This is a genomic window from Rathayibacter sp. VKM Ac-2856, assembly GCF_013205055.1.
In the GTDB taxonomy this organism is placed as follows: Bacteria; Actinomycetota; Actinomycetes; order Actinomycetales; family Microbacteriaceae; genus Rathayibacter.
Window position 1 is genome coordinate 398812 of record NZ_JABMLF010000001.1, and the last position, 18468, is coordinate 417279.

Below are 18468 nucleotides of genomic sequence, written 5' to 3' on the forward strand. Positions count from 1 at the left end.
GTGCGCGCCTCCCCTGCTCGCGGGGAGGCGCGCACATGCACTCGGAATCAGACCAGCGAGCGCAGCACGTACTGCAGGATCCCGCCGTTGCGGTAGTAGTCCGCCTCACCGGGGGTGTCGATGCGGACGACCGCGTCGAACTCGATCGGCTGCTTGCCCTCGGGCGAGTCGGAGGTCGGCGACGCGACGACGTGGACCGTCTTCGGCGTCACTCCCTCGTTCAGCGCCTCGATGCCCGAGATGCTGATCGACTCGGTGCCGTCGAGCCCGAGCGAGGCCCAGGTCTCGCCCTGCGGGAACTGCAGCGGGACGACGCCCATGCCGATCAGGTTCGAGCGGTGGATGCGCTCGAAGCTCTCGACGATGACCGCCTTGACGCCCAGGAGGCTCGTGCCCTTGGCCGCCCAGTCGCGCGACGAGCCGGAGCCGTACTCCTTGCCGCCGAGGATGACGAGCGGGGTGCCCTGCGCCTGGTAGTTCTGCGACGCGTCGTAGATGAACGACTGCGGACCGCCCTCCTGCGTGAAGTCGCGGGTGTAGCCGCCCTCGACGTTGTCGAGGAGCTGGTTGCGCAGGCGGATGTTCGCGAAGGTGCCGCGGATCATCACCTCGTGGTTGCCGCGACGCGAGCCGTAGGAGTTGTAGTCCTTGCGGTCCACGTTGTGCTCGGCGAGGTACTGCCCGGCGGGGCTGTCTGCCTTGATCGAGCCGGCGGGGCTGATGTGGTCGGTGGTGACGGAGTCGCCCAGCTTGGCGAGCACCCGCGCGTCGGCGATGTCGGTGACCGGGGTCGTCTCCATCGTCATGCCCTCGAAGTACGGGGGCTTCCGCACGTAGGTGGAGTCCTCGTCCCACTCGAAGATCGAGCCCTCGGGGGTCTGCAGGGAGCGCCAGCGCTCGTCGCCGTCGAACACGCCGGCGTACTGCGTGTCGAACATCGACTTGTCGATCGAGGAGTCGATCGTCGCCTGGACCTCCGCCGCGTCGGGCCAGATGTCCTTGAGGAAGACATCGTTGCCCTCGGTGTCGGTGCCGAGCGCGTCGACCTCGAAGTCGAAGTTCATCGATCCGGCGAGGGCGTAGGCGATGACGAGCGGGGGGCTCGCCAGGTAGTTCATCTTCACGTCCGGGTTGATCCGGCCCTCGAAGTTGCGGTTGCCCGAGAGGACGGCCGTGACGGCGAGGTCGTTGTCCTGGACCGCGGCCGAGATCTCCTCGAGCAGCGGGCCGGAGTTGCCGATGCAGGTGGTGCAGCCGTAGCCGACGGTGAAGAAGCCGAGGGCCTCGAGCGACTCGGTGAGCCCGGCCTTCTCGTAGTAGTCGGTGACGACCTTCGAGCCCGGCGCCAGCGTGGTCTTGACCCACGGCTTGGCCTTGAGGCCCTTCTGCGCGGCGTTGCGGGCCAGCAGACCGGCCGCCAGCATCACCGAGGGGTTCGACGTGTTGGTGCAGGAGGTGATCGCCGCGATCGCGACGGCGCCGTGGTCGATGGTGAAGGTCCCGCCCTCGCCCAGGTCGACCCTGGTCGGCTTGGAGGCGGTCGACGGAGCGTGCGAGCGGTGCGTGTGCTCGTGCTCGCTGTACTCGTCCTGCGGCTGGAGCTCTCCGGGGTCGGACGCGGGGAACGACTCGGTCAGCGTCAGGTCGACGATGTCGTGCGTGATGTCGGCGTAGTTGTTGAGGTCCGACTCGAACTGCGTCTTCGCCGAGGTGAGCTCGATGCGGTCCTGCGGGCGCTTCGGTCCGGCGATCGAGGGGACGACCGTGCCGAGGTCCAGCTCGAGGTACTCGCTGAAGACGGGCTCGACCGCGGGGTCGTGCCAGAGCTTCTGCAGCTTCGAGTACTGCTCGACCAGGGCGATCTGCTCGTCGCTGCGGCCGGTGAGGCGCAGGTAGTCGAGGGTCACGTCGTCGATCGGGAACATCGCGGCGGTGGAGCCGAACTCGGGGCTCATGTTGCCGATGGTGGCGCGGTTGGCCAGCGGCACCTGCGCGACGCCGGCGCCGTAGAACTCGACGAACTTGCCGACGACGCCGTGCTTGCGCAGCATCTCGGTGATCGTGAGGACGACGTCGGTCGCGGTCACGCCGGCCGGGATCGCGCCGGTGAGCTTGAAGCCGACGACCTTCGGGATGAGCATCGACACGGGCTGGCCGAGCATGGCCGCCTCCGCCTCGATGCCGCCGACGCCCCAGCCGAGGACGCCGAGACCGTTCACCATCGTGGTGTGCGAGTCGGTGCCGACGCAGGTGTCGGGGTAGGCGCGGAGCACGCCGCCGACCTCGCGGGTCATGGTGACGCGCGCCAGGTACTCGATGTTGACCTGGTGGACGATGCCCGTTCCGGGCGGGACGACCTTGAAGTCGTCGAACGCGGTCTGGCCCCAGCGGAGGAACTGGTAGCGCTCCCCGTTCCGCTCGTACTCGAGCTCGACGTTGCGCTCGAGCGCGTCGGGGGTGCCGAAGAGGTCCGCGATGACCGAGTGGTCGATGACCATCTCGGCGGGCGCGAGCGGGTTGATCCGGTTCGCGTCGCCGCCCAGGGCCGCGACGGCCTCGCGCATGGTGGCGAGGTCGACGATGCAGGGCACGCCGGTGAAGTCCTGCATCACGACGCGCGCGGGCGTGAACTGGATCTCGGTGTCGGGCTCCGACTCCGGGACCCACTCGCCCAGGGCACGGATGTGGTCGGCCGTGATGTTGGCGCCGTCCTCCGTGCGGAGCAGGTTCTCGAGCAGCACCTTGAGGCTGAACGGGAGCTTCTCGTGACCGGGGACCCGGTCGATGCGGAACACCTCGTAGTCGGTCGAGCCGACCTTCAGGCTGTCTTTCGATCCAAAGCTGTCTACCGCGGACACGTCGCCCTCTCCTTCGCTGACGTGGGCGCCGCCGACGGGCGCGCCCACATATCCGACTCCATCTTGGCGACCGCGCACAGCGCCCCGCCACCAAGGAGGACCTAACTATTTATCTTGACGTCGAGACAACTCTACGCGCGATCGGCGGTGGGAGCGGCGTCGTCCCGCTCCGCCGCGCCGCGGTACTCGGCCCGCACCGCGAGGACGGTGAGCACGAGCAGCGGCGCGTACAGCGGGAGGCCGAGCACCAGCTTCCAGGTGCCGAGCGCCGTCGCGTCCTCCGCGAGGAAGAGCGGGTACTGCACCGCCAGGCGCACGAAGAACAGGGCCGCCCAGGCGAGCGTGAGCAGCGAGAAGAGCCGGCGCTTCCGCCGGTCGTCGCGCCAGGCCGTGCCGTCGCCCATGAGGTAGCCGGCGGCGACGCCGATCAGAGGCCAGCGGACGAGGACCGACACGAGGAAGACGAGGCCGTAGACCAGGTTGGTGATCAGGCCCGGCACGAAGTTGTCGACCGCGCGGCCCGTGAGCAGGGCGAGGACCGCCGAGACGACGACGCCGAGCAGACCGCCGACGGCCTGGATGACCGGGGTGCGCCCGAGGATGCGCGCGACCGTGAAGAGCACGGCCAGCGCCACCGACGCGACCAGCGAGAGCACGAGCTCCCCGGTGACGGTGAAGAGGAGGACGAAGGCGACCCCGGGCACGACGGCCTCGAGGATCCCGCGCACACCGCCCATCGAGCCGAGCAGGGCGCGGCCGTCGAACGGCTCGCCGTCCGCGACCACGCCGAGTCCGGAGCGGCGCGCGGCCTTCGCGATCGCGTCGCCGACCTCGGGACGCTCCGCCTGCTCGTCGCGCTCGGGCCGCGGGTCGCCCTCGGGCCGCATGCCGGTCAGCTCGCGCTCTGCTGGGTCTGGCCGCTGTCCGGCATCTTGAGGGGGATCAGGTCGCGCGGGGGCATCGGGCCGGAGCCGCGGACCACGACGACGCTGCGGAAGAGGTCCTCGACCGCGGCCGCGGCCTCCTCCTCGACGGCGCCCGCACCGGCGATGACGCCGCGCAGGAACCAGCGCGGTCCGTCGACGCCCACGAAGCGGGCGACCCGCACGCCGCCGCCGGCGATCGGGAGCTGCGCCACGATCTCGGGGCCGAAGACGCCCTCGCGCTCCTCGGTGCTGCCGCCCTGGCGGCCGATCTGCTCCGCGATCTGCCCGCGGATCTCGTGCCAGAGCCCGGACGAGCGCGGCGCGGCGAAGGGCTGCACCTGGAGGGTGGACCCGGCGAGCTCGAGGCCGACGGCGATGACGCGCTTCGTCGCCTCCTCGACCTCGAGGCGGATGTGCATGCCCTCGCGGGGCAGCACCTTGACCCCGCCGAGGTCGATGTAGGGGCGGACCGGGTTGGCCTCGCGCTCGTCGAGGGGGCCGGCCTCGGCGCGGTCCTCGGGCGCGGACTTCTCGAAGTCCTGCGACGCGGTCTCGGCGGCCGCGTCCTCGGTGCCGGCGGGCTGGATGTCGCTCATGCGTTCTCCTCGTTGGTGCGGACGTCCGATGCGGCGGTCGTGGTGGTGGCGGCGGCGGTGGCGGCGGCGGCGTAGCCGGTCGAGCCGAAGCCGCCGGCGCCGCGGACCGAGGAGGGGAGCTCCTCGACCGCGGTGAAGCGGGCCCGGACGACGGGCACGATCACGAGCTGCGCGATGCGGTCGCCCGCGGCGATGCGGTACGGCTCGCGGGCGTCCGTGTTCAGCAGCGCGACGCGGATCTCACCGCGGTAGCCGGCGTCGATGGTGCCGGGGGCGTTGACGATGGTGATGCCGTGCTTGAAGGCCAGGCCGCTGCGCGGGACGACGAAGCCGACGTGGCCGTCGGGCAGGGCGATCGAGACCCCGGTGCCCACGCTCGCCCGCTCACCGGGAGCGAGCACCAGCTCCTCCGTGGAGCGCAGATCCGCTCCGGCGTCGCCGGGGTGGGCGTAGAACGGGACCTCGTCCGCGCAGATGGGGACGTCGACGGTTTCGTTCACGTGACGAGGGTAGACCAATCGTCTGATGCAATAGGGACATGCCGACCTACCGAGAGAGGCTGTGGCCCGCGCCCTGGCTCTTCGTCTCCACCGCCCTCGTGATCCCCGCCAGCATCCTCGTCTTCGCGCCGATCGACTTCCTCGTCGGCGTCCTCGTCGCGCTGGTGCTCTACGGCGGCACGGTGGCGACGCTGCTGGCGACGTCGCCCACCATCGAGGTCGTGGACGGCGAGCTGCGGGCGGGCCGCGCGCACATCCCGCTCGAGCTGGTGGGCGAGCCTGCCGCGTACACCGGCGAGCGGGCGTTCGCTCAGCGCGGACCGCGATTGGACGCCAGGGCGTTCCTCGTCATCCGCGGCTGGGTGCGCGACGTCGTGCGGGTCCCGATCGAGGACCCCGCCGACCCGACGCCGTACTGGCTGCTGTCGAGCAGGCGCCCCAACGACGTCGTCGCCGCGATCCAGGAGGGATCACGGCGACGGAGCGGTCGTCTTTCGGAGCCGGGAGAGGCCTAAGCGGCGCACTCCAGGCAGATCGGGCCGAGCTTCTCCTCGTGGTCGATCTGCGAGCGGTGCTTCACCAGGAAGCAGCTCACGCACGTGAACTCGTCCGCCTGCGGCGGAAGGACCACGACGTCCAGATCGAGGTCGGACAGATCGGCACCGGGCAGTTCGAATCCGCCCGGGTTGTCGGCGTCATCGACGTCGACGACTCCGGACATCTTGTCGGGGACTCGCTCCTTCAGGGCCTCGATCGACTCGGAGTCGTCATCGGTCTTGCGGGGGGCGTCGTAGTCCGTAGCCATTCCCATCCACTTCTTAAATTCAGCAGTTCAACAAATCGGCGGGGACAGTGTGCATCAAGAAGTATCGATGCGCAAACCGCTTCGAACGCGTCTTGACAGCCGCTGCCGCGCCCTACTTCCGCACCAACTTTCGACCCGCCCGCGGTATTCCCGAGGAACGGGACGACGGCGTGCGATCCTGAGCCGGTTCGCGGTCAGCACCGGCACGCGCGCGTCCAGAAGGAGGTCCAGAACGATGATGGAACTGAAGGTGATCGGCGTCGAGAGCGGATCGCTCGTCCTCGTCTCGGACGGCGGCGAGCGGTACTCCGTCCGCATCGACGAGACGCTGCAGAGCCAGCTCCGGCCGCGCGTGCACTCCCTGCCCCCTCGCGAGAAGCGCGTGTCGCCCCGAGAGATCCAGGCGCACATCCGCTCGGGCCTCTCCGCCGAGGAGGTCGCCGAGCTCACCGGCGCCGACCTCGACTACGTCGCGCGCTTCGAGGGCCCGGTGACCGCCGAGCGCGAGCACATCGTCGCCTCCGCGCTGGCGGTCCGCGTCTACACGAGCGCCGACCCCGACCCGCTCGAGGAGGGCACGCCCTTCGGCGACGTCATCCGCGAGCGCCTGGGCTCCCTGGGCGCCGACGGCGAGCAGTGGTCGAGCTGGAAGGAGGAGGAGGGCTGGGTCGTCAAGCTGCTCTTCCGCTCCGACGAGATCGACCACGACGCCCGCTGGCGCTTCGATCCCAAGAAGGCGCTCCTGTCCCCCCTCACCGCCGAGGCGACGACGCTCTCCCAGCAGGGCGAGATCCGGCCGACGCTCATCCCGCGCCTGCGCGCCGTCATCCCCGCCGCCGTCGACGAGCTGGCGACCCGCTTCGACACCGACGCGTTCGCGAAGCCCGCGGAGGAGACGTCGCGCAGCGACCGGTCGGACCGGTCCGAGCGCTCCGATCGCCCCGGCCCCTCGCGCCTGCCGCACTCGCGCCCGGCGGCCTCACGCCCCTCCGACACCGAGCCGCAGCCGGCCCTCTCCGACACGCCGCGCCCGGTCTCGACCCTCCCCCGCCCGGTCACCAGCACGACCGAGCAGCGCGAGCGCAACCTCAACGACACCGCCGACCTCCTCGACGCGCTCCGACGCCGGCGCGGCGAGCGCGACCACGCCTCGTCCGCGCGAGTGCGCGAGGAGCCGCAGCCGGAGGCACCCGTCGCACCCCCGAGGGCTGCGGAGCCGGAGCGCCCCGCCGCGCCGCAGACCGACCACCCCGCCGCAAGCGGGCGGAACTCGATCCGCCGGGGCCGCGCCGCCATGCCGAGCTGGGACGAGATCGTCTTCGGGGCGCGCAGCGACGACTAGCGCCGCTCGGCGACGACTCGCGACGCTCGACGCGCTGTGCGTGCTCGGCCGGGAGGAGGTGCGTCCCCCGGCCGGGATCAGATCCCGGAGAGCGCGCCGAAGCCGAGCAGCGGCACCTGGGTCTCCTCCGGCGTGAGCGACCCGTGCTGGCCGATCATCGACCGGCCCGAGGAGTCCTCCGCCGCGTAGTACGCGATCGCCTTCCGCGCGGCGACGAACACGTCGCCCATCCGCTCCGCCGCGGGAGCGCCGATCTCGCCGAACCAGCCGCTCGCCGCGACGTCCTCGCGGGTCGCGACCCAGGCGCGGGCGCCCTCGGCCTCCGCCCAGCGCGCCGCGACCGCCGCGGCGTCGACGCCGTCCTCGAGGTGCAGCTGCAGGCAGCGCGGCTCCCCCGCCAGATGGCGCACGCCCTCGAGGAGCGCGGGGTCGCGCACGAGGACGTGCGAGGACGCGGGCACGTCGAGGACGCCGTGGTCGGCGGTCACCAGCACGCCCTCGCGCGCCGAGAGCCCGCGGACGAAGGCCGAGACCTCGCCGTCGAGCGACTCGAGGGCCGTCGTCCACTCGGGCGACTCCCAGCCGCGGGCGTGCGCGGTCATGTCGAGCTCGGGGACGTAGAGGTAGACCAGCTGACGGCCGCCGGAGTCGAGCAGGTCGCGCGCCGCGGCGAAGCGCTCGGCGACCGATCCGGCCGCCCGGTACTCCGCGCCGCGGAGGATCGCCCGGGTGAGGCCCGAGCGCGCGTAGCGGGACGGTCCGATCACGCTCGCCGCGACCCCCGCCTCGACGGCCCGCTCGAAGACGGTCGGGTGCGGCTGCCACTGCTCGGGGACCATGCCCTCGTCCCAGCCGGACAGCTGGTTCACCAGCCGGTCGGCGGCCCGGTCGAGGACGCGGTAGCCGACCATGCCGTGACCGCCGGGGCGCAGGCCCGTGGTGAGGCTCGCGAGGGCGGCCGCGGTCGTCGTGGGGAAGCCCGAGACGAGCGTGGTGGCCCTGGTGAGCGCGGGGGCGAGCGTGCGGGAGTGGCCGGCCCGCTGGCGGAGGTTCGCGGCGCCGAGGCCGTCCACGAGGACGACGACGATCCGCTCCATGCGGGACGAGCCGAAGGTCCCGGGGCGGCCGAGGAGGGCGTCGAGGGCGCCGGGGAGGACGTCGGCGAGGCTCCGCCGTCCGGCGGGGACGGCCGGTAGCATGGGGGTCATCGCGCCCAGTTTCGCACGGTGCGCCCTCGGGCGGAGCGAGCCTCGCCGTGCCTGCGCCCGTCGTCGAAGGCTGCGCCCGCCAGTCCCGCGCCGCTACTGAAGTGAGACATGAACGCTGCACCCCCTCCCTCCGGATCCTCTCTGACCGAGCGCATCGAGGACGTCGACGTCTCCGCCGAGATGGAGGGGTCGTTCCTCGAGTACGCCTACTCGGTCATCTACTCCCGCGCGCTCCCCGACGCCCGCGACGGCCTGAAGCCCGTGCAGCGCCGGATCCTCTACATGATGAGCGAGATGGGCCTGCGCCCCGATCGCGGACACGTGAAGTCGGCCCGCGTGGTCGGCGAGGTGATGGGCAAGCTGCACCCGCACGGCGACGCCTCCATCTACGACTCGCTCGTGCGCCTCGCCCAGCCGTTCACCCTCCGGGTGCCGCTGGTGGACGGCCACGGCAACTTCGGTTCGCTCGACGACGGCCCCGCCGCGGCCCGCTACACCGAGGCGCGCCTCGCCGCCGCCGCGACGGCGATGACCGAGCACCTCGACGAGGACGTCGTCGACTTCGTGCCCAACTACGACAACTCGCACGACCAGCCCGAGGTGCTCCCCGCGGCCTTCCCGAACCTGCTCGTCAACGGCGCGAGCGGCATCGCGGTCGGCATGGCCACCAACATGGCTCCGCACAACCTGGTCGAGGTGATCGGAGCGGCCCGGCACCTGATCGCGAACCCCGACGCGTCGCTGGACGACCTGATGTCGTTCGTCCCCGGCCCCGACTTCCCGAGCGGCGGCACCATCGTCGGCCTCGCCGGTGTCCGCGACGCCTACGCCACGGGCCGCGGCAGCTTCAAGACCCGGGCGCGGGTCTCGGTCGAGAGCATCACCGCCCGCAAGTCCGGCCTGGTCGTCACCGAGCTGCCCTACCTGGTCGGCGCCGAGAAGGTCATCGACAAGATCAAGGACGGCGTCCAGAGCAAGAAGCTCAGCGGGATCGCCGACGTCACGGACCTGACCGACCGCGACAACGGCCTGCGCCTCGTGATCGGGATCAAGACCGGCTTCAGCCCGGAGGCGGTGCTCGAGCAGCTCTACCGCTACACGCCGCTCGAGGACGCCTTCTCGATCAACAACGTCGCCCTCGTCGACGGGCAGCCGCGCACCCTGGGTCTGAAGGAGCTGCTGCAGGTCTACATCGGCCACCGCCTGACCGTGGTGACCCGCCGCTCCCGCTACCGGCTGCGCAAGCGCCAGGAGCGGCTGCACCTGGTCGAGGGACTGCTCATCGCGATCCTCGACATCGACGAGGTCATCCAGCTGATCCGCGCGAGCGACGACACCGCCGCCGCGCGCGCCCGCCTGATCGAGGTCTTCGATCTCAGCACCCTCCAGGCCGAGTACATCCTCGAGCTGCAGCTGCGCCGCCTCACCCGCTTCTCCCGGATCGAGCTGGAGACCGAGCGCGACACCCTCCTCGCCGAGATCGCCGAGCTCGAGGCGCTGCTCGCCAGCCGCAGCCGACTCGAGGCCCTGGTCTCCGACGAGCTCGACGACGTCGCGCAGCGTCTCGGCACGCCGCGGCGCACGCTGCTCACCGAGGCTCGCCCCTCCGTCGCCACCACCGGCCGGAAGGCCGCCGCGGTGCTCGAGATCGCCGACCTGCCCTGCCGCGTGCTGCTCAGCACCACCGGGCGGATGGTCCGCATCGACCGCGATCCCGACGCGGCGCCGCACCCCGAGCGCGCCACCCGGCGCAGCAAGCACGACGCGGTCCTCAGCACGATCGACACCACCACCCGCGCCGAGATCGGCGCGGTGACGACCGCCGGCCGCCTCCTGCGCTTCTCCCCCGTCGACGTCCCCTCCGTCCCGTCCTCCTCCGTGCAGCTCGGCGCCGGCGTCCGGATGAGCGACTACCTCGGCCACCTCGCGAAGGACGAGCGCGTGCTCGCCCTGGTCGCCCTCGACGATCCGCGCCCGATCGCCCTCGGCACCCTGCAGGGCACGGTCAAGCGCGTCGCCCCCGGCGACCTGCCGAACCGCCCGGACATCGAGCTGATCGCGCTGCGGCCGAAGGACGCGGTCATCGGAGCCGCACCGTCGGCCGACGAGGACGAGCTCGTCTTCGTCACCGGCGAGGCGCAGCTGCTGCGCTTCTCCGCCTCCGCCGTCCGCCCGCAGGGCCGGACCGCCGCGGGCATGGCCGGGGTGAAGATCAGCGAGACCGACGAGGTCGTCTCGTTCGCGGTCGTCCCCGAGGCCGAGCGCGACGAGACCGTCGTCGCGACCGTCGCCGTGGACAGCTGGGCCCTCACCGGCACCGACACCGGCAGTGCCAAGGTGTCCGCGTTCTCCGAGTTCCCGGCCAAGGGTCGCGCGACCGGCGGAGTCCGCGCCCAGCGCTTCCTCAAGGGCGAGACCGCGCTCGGCGTCGCCTGGGTCGGCCCCGGGCCGGCCCACGCCCTCGAGGCCGACGGCAGCGTCGCGGCGCTCCCCGAGTCCGGCATGAAGCGCGACGGCTCCGGAGTCGCGCTCGCCGCGCCCATCGCGAGCATCGGCGCCGCCCCCGAGCAGTTCTGACCCCGCTCATGCTGATCGAGTAGCCCGCTCTGCGGGCGTATCGAGATCCACCGTCACGCAGACGTCGGTCTCGACACGCCGCGGCGCGGCTGCTCGACGAGCATGATGCGCGGCTGCTCGACCAGCGTGCTGCGGAGAGCGAGCGGGGCCCGCGCTCCGCGCGGCACTGCGTCAGACGTCGATGCGGTCGCGCGAGAGCGTCTCGGAGCCGCGGACGATGAACTCCTTGCGCGGCGCGACCTCGTTGCCCATCAGCAGCTCGAAGACCCGCCCCGCGTTCTCCGCGTCCGAGACCTTCACCCGGCGCAGGGTCCGCCGCGAGCGGTCCATCGTCGTCAGCGCGAGCTGGTCGGCGTCCATCTCGCCGAGGCCCTTGTAGCGCTGGATCGGGTCCTGGTAGCGCCGGTTCGCCTTCGACAGCGCGGCGAGGACCCCCTGCAGCTCCTTCTCGGAGTAGGTGTAGATCGTCTCGTTCGGCTTCCGGCCCGAGTTCATCACCACGACGCGGTGCAGCGGCGGCACCGCGGCGAAGACCCGGCCGGCTTCGACCAGCGGGCGCATGTAGCGGAAGAACAGCGTGAGCAGCAGCGTGCGGATGTGGGCGCCGTCGACGTCTGCGTCGCTCATCAGGATGATCTTCCCGTAGCGCGCCGCCGGCAGCTCGAACGAGCGGCCCGACCCCGCCCCGATCACCTGGATCATCGACGCGCACTCGGTGTTCGAGAGCATGTCGGCGATGCTCGCCTTCTGCACGTTGAGGATCTTGCCGCGGATGGGCAGCAGCGCCTGGTACTCGCTGTTGCGCGCCAGCTTCGCCGTGCCCAGGGCCGAATCGCCCTCGACGATGAACAGCTCGCTGTTCTCGACGTCGTTGCTGCGGCAGTCGACGAGCTTGGCCGGCAGGGAGGAGGACTCCAGCGCGTTCTTGCGGCGCTGGGTCTCCTTGTGCGCGCGCGCCGAGATCCGCGACTTCATCTCCGCGACGAGCTTCTCGAGCAGCTGCGACATCTGCGCCTTGTCCTCGCGCTTCGTCGAGGAGAAGACCGCGCCGAGGGTCGAGGTGATCGTCTGCGCGACGATCGCGCGCACCGCGGGCGTGCCGAGGATCTCCTTCGTCTGCCCCTCGAACTGCGGCTCGGGGAGACGCACGGTCAGCACCGCGGTGAGCCCCGCGAGGGCGTCGTCCTTCTCCAGCTTGTCCGAACCGGCCTTGAGCTTGCGGGCGTTCGCCTCGACCTGCGCGCGGAGCAGCTTCAGCAGCCCCTGCTCGAAGCCGGTCTGGTGGGTGCCGCCCTTGGGCGTCGAGATGATGTTGACGAAGCTGCGCAGCACGGTCTCGTAGCCGGTGCCCCAGCGCAGCGCGATGTCGACCTCGCAGGTGCGCTCGACCTCGGTCGGCACCATCGCCCCGCCGGGCGTGAGCACCGGCACCGTCTCGGTGAAGGTGCCGCTGCCCGTCAGCCGCAGCACGTCGGTGACGGCCGCGTCCGGAGCGAGGAACTCGACGAACTCCGAGATGCCGCCGTCGTAGCGGAACATCTCGGCCCGGCGCTCCTCCTCGCGGTCGTCGACGATGTCGATCGTGAGGCCGGGCACCAGGAAGGCGGTCTGCCGCGCGCGGGTGACGAGGTCGTCCGTCTGGAAGGCGGCGCCCTTCGTGAAGATCTGCCGGTCGGCCCAGTAGCGCACCCGCGTGCCGGTGACGCCCTTCTTCACCTTGCCGACGATCTCCAGCTCCGAGCCGTTCTCGAACGGCGAGAAGGGCGCGTCCGGGGTCGGCTCGCCCGTGTCGGCGAAGCGGCCGGGCTCGCCGCGGTGGAAGGACATCCGGTAGGTCCGCCCGTCGCGGTCGACCTCGACGTCGAGGCGCTCCGACAGCGCGTTCACGACCGAGGCGCCCACTCCGTGCAGTCCGCCCGAGGCGGCGTAGGAGCCGGAGCCGAACTTGCCGCCGGCGTGCAGCTTCGTGAAGACGACCTCGACGCCGGTCAATCCGGTCTTGGGCTCGATGTCGACCGGGATGCCGCGGGCGCGGTCGCGGACCTCGACGCTGCCGTCCGCGTGCAGGACGACGCTGATCTCCGTGCCGTGACCCGCGAGGGCCTCGTCGACCGAGTTGTCGATGACCTCCCAGAGGCAGTGCATGAGGCCGCGGGAGTCCGTCGACCCGATGTACATGCCCGGGCGCTTGCGGACCGCCTCGAGACCCTCGAGGACGGAGAGGTGCCGTGCGGAGTAGTCGGTGGAGGCCATCCGACCAGTCTAGGTTCGGGGGCCGACACCCCGGTGGCGGCGCGGCCGAGCGGCCCCGTACCGGTCTCCGGCTGGGAAGGCGCCGGGGTCCCTACGCGCAGAGCGAAATGCCACGGGATCGTCTCTGCCGGGAAACATCCGCGTGCTTTGATGGTTGGACCAAGGGAAGGACGACGCCGGCGACGGCCGAGTCCACCGAGATCGAAGACCCGAGCGCAGGAGGCCACGTCATGGCGACCACAGCAACCCCGAACGGCGTGGACGAGCTCGCTGGATCCCAGCAGCTCTCCGCGGCCGACCGCTGCGACAGCTGCGGTGCCCAGGCTTACATCCGTGTCGTCGTGAACAGCGGAGAACTGCTGTTCTGCGCGCACCACGGCAAGAAGTACCAGGAGAAGCTCTCCAGCATCGCCCAGAGCTGGCACGACGAGTCGGCGCGCCTCTTCGAGGAGCAGCGCCCCTAGTCCGCCGGCACCCGCCGGTGGGGAGCGTCGCTCCCTACCGGCCGACTCCGAGCCGCTTCGCGATGACCTCGCGGGCGGCTCGAGCTGTCTCATCGGCGGCACGGGTTCGGGCGTCCTCGGCCGAGTGCACGAGCCCGTGGCGGCCGGCGACCCGCTGCAGGATCGCGTCCGCGAGAACAGGGTTCTTCGCCAGCACCGGTCCGTGCAGGTGCGTGCCGAGGAGCGCGCCGTGCGCGTACCCCTCCACTCCCCCGCCGTCGCCTGTGCCGTGCAGCACACGACCGAGCACGTGCGCCGGGTCGATGCCCTCGAAGCGCCGCGCGTGGTTCTCGAAGCCGACGAGCACCCCGGCGCTCGACTCGACGACGAGGTCGTCCGTCGTCCGCTCGGCGACCACGGCGCGTCCCGGGAAGAGCCCCAGGCCGGCGACGACGCCGGCGGGCGTCTCGAAGGACTCGGCGAGCAGCTCCCATCCCGCTCCCACGGCGACTATCTCCGTCCCCGCGTCGACCCAGTCCTGCAGCGTCCCGTGGACGGACCGCAGCAGCTCGAGCACCCCGGGCAGGTCCTCGTCGGCGCCCGTGCCGGCGACCAGCACATCGGGGCGCTCCGCGAAGTCCGCCTGCCCGCGAAGCGGGAGGACGCGGGCCTCCAGACCCGCCCACGCGGCGCGCGCAGCGAGGACGCGCGCGTTGGCCGCGTCCCCGTTGCTGTCCAGGACGTCGGGCGCGAGGACGCCGATCAGCAGGGTGGTCACGCGGTCTCCTCGCGGTTGGAGGCGAGCTGGAGGTGGGCGCGGGTGCGCCGCATCGAGTCGGCGGAGAAGACGATGGTCTTCCTCCCGCGAGCCGGAGCGGGCAGCGCGAGGAACGCGTCGAGTGCCCGGCCGAGATCGTCGTCGACCGAGTCGATCTCGACGCCGTCGTAGCGCAGCTGCAGCGCCGCCTCGTGCGCCTTCGAGCCGGAGACGACGCGGACGCGGCCCAAGCGCGAGGTGTTGACGGGCCAGAAGTAGGACGGGTCCCGGACGTCGGAGCCGATGGCGAGCATGATCTGCTCGGTCCCCTCGGGGATCTCCGCGATGTTCAGGCGGTAGCTCGCCGGGTTCTGCACGAGGACGAACTCGACCTCCTGACCGCGCACCACGACGATCTCGCCGCGCCCGAAGACCGGGTCGATCGACGAGAGGGCGGAGGCGGTGGTCGCCGCGTCGAAGCGGGCGCCGAGCACCGCGCGGGCCGCGGAGACCGCGGAGGCCGCGTCGACGGCGTAGTGCACGCCGCGGGCCGGGAGGCGGACGTCGAGGGAGTCGCCGTCCGCGACGATGGTCGCAGCCGCACCGCTCGTCGTCTCGACGACGGTCGTGGCGCGGCCGTCGGCACCCTCCGCGTCGGCCGCGTAGCCGAGTCCGCCGATGGCGGCCTCGCGCACGGCGGGCGAGACGCCGTACCAGCGGACCCGATCGCTCGGCAGACTCGTCGCGATGTCGGCGACGTGCCGGTCGTCCGCGTTCAGCACGACCGGGCCGGTGGCCCGCGTCGCGATGGTCGCGAGCATCCGGGCGACCATGGCGGGGTCGAAGAACCGGTCGATCTGGTCGACGACCACGTTGGTCAGCAGCACGACGCGCGGACTCATCCGCGGCGCCAGGCGCGCGCCGTGGCCCTCGTCCATCTCCAGCACGGCGATGTCGGCGTCGATCCGCCCGCGGAGGTCGGCCCGCTCGAGCAAGGCCGAGGTGAGACCCTGCGCGATGTTCGCGGTCGACGGGTTGGTGAACACGCGCAGCCCGTGGGCGCGCAGGACGGCGACGAGCATCTTCGTCGTCGTGGACTTGCCGGCCGAGCCGGTCACGACGACGAGGCCGTCGGGGAAGCCGTCGAGCACGGCCGGGAGGAAGCCCGGCGCGAGGCGGTTCACGACGAGCCCGGGCACGGCGGAGCCACCGCCGGGCTTGCGGACGCGCGCTGCGAACCGGGCGGCCCTCCCGAGGAGGACCGCCGGCGCGTAGCGGATCACCGGCTTACTCGAGGTAGTCGCGGAGCGACTGCGAGCGGGACGGGTGGCGGAGCTTGGCCATCGTCTTGGACTCGATCTGGCGGATGCGCTCGCGCGTCACGCCGAAGGTGTCGCCGATCTGGTCCAGGGTCTTCGGCATGCCGTCGCCGAGGCCGAAGCGCATGCGGATCACGCCCGCCTCGCGCTCGGACAGGGAGTCGAGGAGCGACTCGAGCTGCTTCTGCAGCATCGTGAAGCCCACGGCGTCGGCGGGCACGACCGCCTCGGTGTCCTCGATGAGGTCGCCGAACTCGCTGTCGCCGTCCTCACCCAGGGGGGTGTGCAGCGAGATCGGCTCGCGGCCGTACTTCTGCACCTCGATGACCTTCTCGGGGGTCATGTCGAGCTCGCGCGACAGCTCCTCGGGCGTGGGCTCGCGGCCCAGGTCCTGGAGCATCTGGCGCTGCACCCGGGCGAGCTTGTTGATGACCTCGACCATGTGCACCGGGATGCGGATGGTGCGGGCCTGGTCGGCCATCGCGCGGGTGATCGCCTGGCGGATCCACCACGTCGCGTAGGTCGAGAACTTGAAGCCCTTGGTGTAGTCGAACTTCTCGACCGCACGGATGAGACCGAGGTTGCCCTCCTGGATCAGGTCCAGGAACTGCATGCCGCGGCCGGTGTAGCGCTTGGCGAGGCTGACCACGAGGCGCAGGTTCGCGCCGAGCAGGTGGCTCTTGGCCCGCTGGCCGTCCTTCGCGACCCAGCGCAGCTCGCGGACGAGCTCCGGGCTGAGGTCGCTCGAGTTGGCGAGCTTGTCCTCGGCGAAGAGACCGGCCTCGATGCGCATCGCGAGCTCGACTTCCTCGGCCGCGTTCAGGAGCGCGACCTTGCCGATCTGCTTGAGGTAGTCCTTGACCGGGTCGGCCGTGGCGCCAGTGATCGCCGTCGAGTAGACGGGGACCTCGTCGTCGTCGCCGCCGAAGGAGAGGACGAGCGCGCCGCTCGGGAGCGGCTCGGCCGGAGCGGCCGCCGCGACGGCGGGCGTCTCGGTGTCGTCCTTGACCTCGGCCTCGGCCTCGGTCTCCTCCGCGACGACCGGGGTCTCCTCGTCGTCCGCGGCGTCGGCGTCGACGTCCTCGGGCTCGGCGGCGTCGGTGGGCTCCTCCTCGGTCGCGGGAGCCGCGGCCTTGGTGGTCGCGCGAGCGCGGGTGGTCTTGGCCGCCGGCTTGCGCGCGGCGGGCTTCTTGGTCGTCGTCACGTCGTCGTCGACGGCGTCGAGCGTTGCGGTCTTGGTAGCTCTGGTGGCCATGGCGGCACCTCTCCATCCGTTGCGTCCCGGCTGCGGGCGAGGCCGGGAGGCGTCGTCCGTCGGTGGGCATTACGAGGACCCATGTCAAGTCGAGTGGGACGCGCGCCCGACGTGGGCGACGTGCTCCTCGACCCGAACGGGTCCTATTGACAATTATTGCACGCCTGAGTAGTGCGGCCGTGCGCTCAGGGTTCCGGAGCTCCGAGAGGAGCCCGATCGCGGGTCCCGGTGGGCCTCGCGGGAGGACGGGGAAGGGCGGAGACGACCGTCAGCGCCCTGCGCGGCCACGGCGGAGACGGTCGTTCAATGCAACCCACAGGGGGGCCACCGTTATTCCCTCGTCCTCGGCGAGACGGCGCCGGGTCCGGCGGCGCGCGGTGATCAGGCCGATCACGCCGGCGCCGACGACGACGTACTGGATGCACCAGGCGAGTCGGAAGTGATCCATCGAGTAGAGCGCCGTCGGGTCGGCTGCCGGCCCCGCCAGCGCATCGAGCAGCAGCCCCATCAGGAACATCATCGTGAAGCTGGCGAGGAAGCCGCCGACGTTGACGACGCCGTTGGCGGCACCGAGGCTGCGCGACGGGTTGAAGGTGCGGGCGAAGTCGAAGCCGATCATCGATCCCGGACCGCCGGCGCCGATCACGATCAGCAGCAGGACGATCAGCCAGTACGGCGGGACGCCGGGCCAGAGCAGGACGACGGTCCACGCCACCGCCATCGCCGAGACGATCCCCAGCACGAGGTTGCTGCGCCGCATCGGGTGCCGGGCGGTGAGGACGCCGAGGATCGGGCCCACCACGATGCCGGCGACCACGACGATCGTCAGCGTCGGCGCGGCGACGCCCGGCTCGAGCCCGATGGCGTGGACGAGGAAGGGGTAGCCCCAGAGCAGGGTGAAGACGGTCCCGGAGGACTGCGTCACGAAGTGCGACCAGAAGCCCAGCTGCGTGCCCGGCCGCCGCAGGCTCACACCGAGCTGCGCGATCGTGGCGCGGAGCGTCGGCGGCACCAGCACGATCGGCTCGGTCCGCGGCGGCACGTCCGTGATCAGCAGCAGCACGCCGAGGAAGGCGACGGCGCCGATGCCGGCGACCGAGAGGAAGGCGGGCGTCCAGCCCGCCGCGTGCAGCACCGCGGCGAACGGCAGCGCGGAGAGGATCTGCCCGACCTGGCCGATGTTGCCGATCCACTGGGACAGCTGCGGCACGATCGGGCCGCTGAACCAGGTCACGGTCAGCCGGATCACCGAGGTGAAGATCGCGGCGTCGCCCGCCCCCACCAGGATGCGGCCGACGATCGCGAGGCCGAGGGACGGTGCGAAGGCCAGCACGATCTGGCCGACCATCATCAGGGCGGTGCCGCTGAGGATCAGCGTCTTCGGGCCGAAGCGGTCGATGAGGATCCCGACCGGGATCTGCATGCCGGCGTAGACGACGAGCTGGACGACCGCGAGCGAGGAGAGCAGCGCGGCCGAGATGCCGAACCGCTCCGCCGCGTCCACCCCGGCGACGCCGAGCGTCGTGCGGTCCAGGACCGCGACGAGGTACGCGAAGGCCCCGGCACCGAAGACGAACCAGGCTCGACGAGATCGCACTCGGGAGAGTCTACCGAGCCCGTCGGCCCGAG

15 protein-coding genes are annotated in these 18468 nt (G+C 71.6%); 4 read left to right on the forward strand and 11 right to left on the reverse strand.

Annotated elements, in window-relative coordinates:
• Nucleotides 1–47 precede the first annotated feature (47 nt).
• The 4 genes from acnA to dut all read right to left on the reverse strand — a co-directional run bounded on the left by acnA (nt 48) and on the right by dut (nt 4880).
• Nucleotides 48–2858 carry an aconitate hydratase AcnA gene (gene acnA / locus HQQ82_RS01850; protein WP_173231398.1) on the reverse strand — a complete coding sequence of 937 codons (2811 nt, stop codon included), beginning with the start codon at nt 2856–2858 and terminating at the stop codon, nt 48–50.
• 131 nt (nt 2859–2989) lie between these two features.
• Entirely contained in the window at nt 2990–3745 is a 756-nt protein-coding gene (locus HQQ82_RS01855) for a DUF3159 domain-containing protein (protein ID WP_173231399.1), read from the reverse strand.
• Between the two features lie 5 nt (nt 3746–3750).
• Nucleotides 3751–4380: a DUF3710 domain-containing protein gene (locus HQQ82_RS01860; protein ID WP_173231400.1), complete on the reverse strand. Its 630-nt coding sequence runs from the start codon at nt 4378–4380 to the stop codon at nt 3751–3753.
• A complete protein-coding gene (dut, locus tag HQQ82_RS01865; protein WP_173231401.1) occupies nt 4377–4880 on the reverse strand; it encodes a dUTP diphosphatase in 504 nt (167 codons plus the stop codon). Before dut ends, HQQ82_RS01860 begins: the two co-directional genes overlap by 4 nt.
• Before the next feature lie 38 nt (nt 4881–4918).
• On the opposite strand from dut, the gene HQQ82_RS01870 reads away from it, so the two are divergent.
• The gene (locus HQQ82_RS01870) at nt 4919–5395 is read left to right on the forward strand and encodes a DUF3093 domain-containing protein (RefSeq protein WP_173231402.1); all 477 of its coding nucleotides are present in this window, start codon (nt 4919–4921) and stop codon (nt 5393–5395) included.
• Here HQQ82_RS01870 and HQQ82_RS01875 read toward each other — a convergent pair.
• Nucleotides 5392–5685 carry a DUF4193 domain-containing protein gene (locus HQQ82_RS01875; protein WP_055792269.1) on the reverse strand — a complete coding sequence of 98 codons (294 nt, stop codon included), beginning with the start codon at nt 5683–5685 and terminating at the stop codon, nt 5392–5394. The genes HQQ82_RS01870 and HQQ82_RS01875 overlap by 4 nt on opposite strands.
• A gap of 235 nt (nt 5686–5920) precedes the next feature.
• Here HQQ82_RS01875 and sepH point away from each other — a divergent pair, with 235 nt between their 5' ends.
• Nucleotides 5921–7027 carry a septation protein SepH gene (sepH, locus tag HQQ82_RS01880; protein WP_173231403.1) on the forward strand — a complete coding sequence of 369 codons (1107 nt, stop codon included), beginning with the start codon at nt 5921–5923 and terminating at the stop codon, nt 7025–7027.
• 77 nt (nt 7028–7104) lie between these two features.
• On the opposite strand, the gene HQQ82_RS01885 is transcribed toward sepH, so the two are convergent.
• A complete protein-coding gene (locus HQQ82_RS01885; RefSeq protein WP_173231404.1) occupies nt 7105–8235 on the reverse strand; it encodes an alkaline phosphatase family protein in 1131 nt (376 codons plus the stop codon).
• A gap of 108 nt (nt 8236–8343) precedes the next feature.
• On the opposite strand from HQQ82_RS01885, the gene HQQ82_RS01890 reads away from it, so the two are divergent.
• Nucleotides 8344–10812, forward strand: coding sequence for a DNA topoisomerase (ATP-hydrolyzing) subunit A (locus HQQ82_RS01890; RefSeq protein WP_173231405.1), 2469 nt, complete (start codon nt 8344–8346; stop codon nt 10810–10812).
• A 171-nt stretch (nt 10813–10983) separates the two neighbouring features.
• Here HQQ82_RS01890 and HQQ82_RS01895 read toward each other — a convergent pair whose 3' ends face one another.
• The gene (locus HQQ82_RS01895; RefSeq protein WP_173231406.1) at nt 10984–13065 is read right to left on the reverse strand and encodes a type IIA DNA topoisomerase subunit B; all 2082 of its coding nucleotides are present in this window, start codon (nt 13063–13065) and stop codon (nt 10984–10986) included.
• 230 nt (nt 13066–13295) lie between these two features.
• Here HQQ82_RS01895 and HQQ82_RS01900 point away from each other — a divergent pair, with 230 nt between their 5' ends.
• Nucleotides 13296–13529 (forward strand): hypothetical protein, encoded by a 234-nt coding sequence (locus HQQ82_RS01900; RefSeq protein ID WP_173231407.1) that lies wholly within the window; start codon nt 13296–13298, stop codon nt 13527–13529.
• Between the two features lie 34 nt (nt 13530–13563).
• Here the strand turns inward: HQQ82_RS01900 and HQQ82_RS01905 are convergent, their stop codons facing one another.
• From HQQ82_RS01905 to HQQ82_RS01920, 4 genes are all read right to left on the reverse strand, one after another.
• Nucleotides 13564–14286, reverse strand: coding sequence for a cobyric acid synthase (locus tag HQQ82_RS01905; RefSeq protein ID WP_173231408.1), 723 nt, complete (start codon nt 14284–14286; stop codon nt 13564–13566).
• Nucleotides 14283–15548: a Mur ligase family protein gene (locus tag HQQ82_RS01910; protein ID WP_173231409.1), complete on the reverse strand. Its 1266-nt coding sequence runs from the start codon at nt 15546–15548 to the stop codon at nt 14283–14285. Before HQQ82_RS01910 ends, HQQ82_RS01905 begins: the two co-directional genes overlap by 4 nt.
• A gap of 4 nt (nt 15549–15552) precedes the next feature.
• On the reverse strand, nt 15553–16839 hold the full coding sequence (locus HQQ82_RS01915) for an RNA polymerase sigma factor (protein WP_173231410.1): 1287 nt from the start codon (nt 16837–16839) through the stop codon (nt 15553–15555).
• A gap of 268 nt (nt 16840–17107) precedes the next feature.
• Nucleotides 17108–18436: an MFS transporter gene (locus tag HQQ82_RS01920; protein WP_173231411.1), complete on the reverse strand. Its 1329-nt coding sequence runs from the start codon at nt 18434–18436 to the stop codon at nt 17108–17110.
• Nucleotides 18437–18468: the final 32 nt, after the last annotated feature.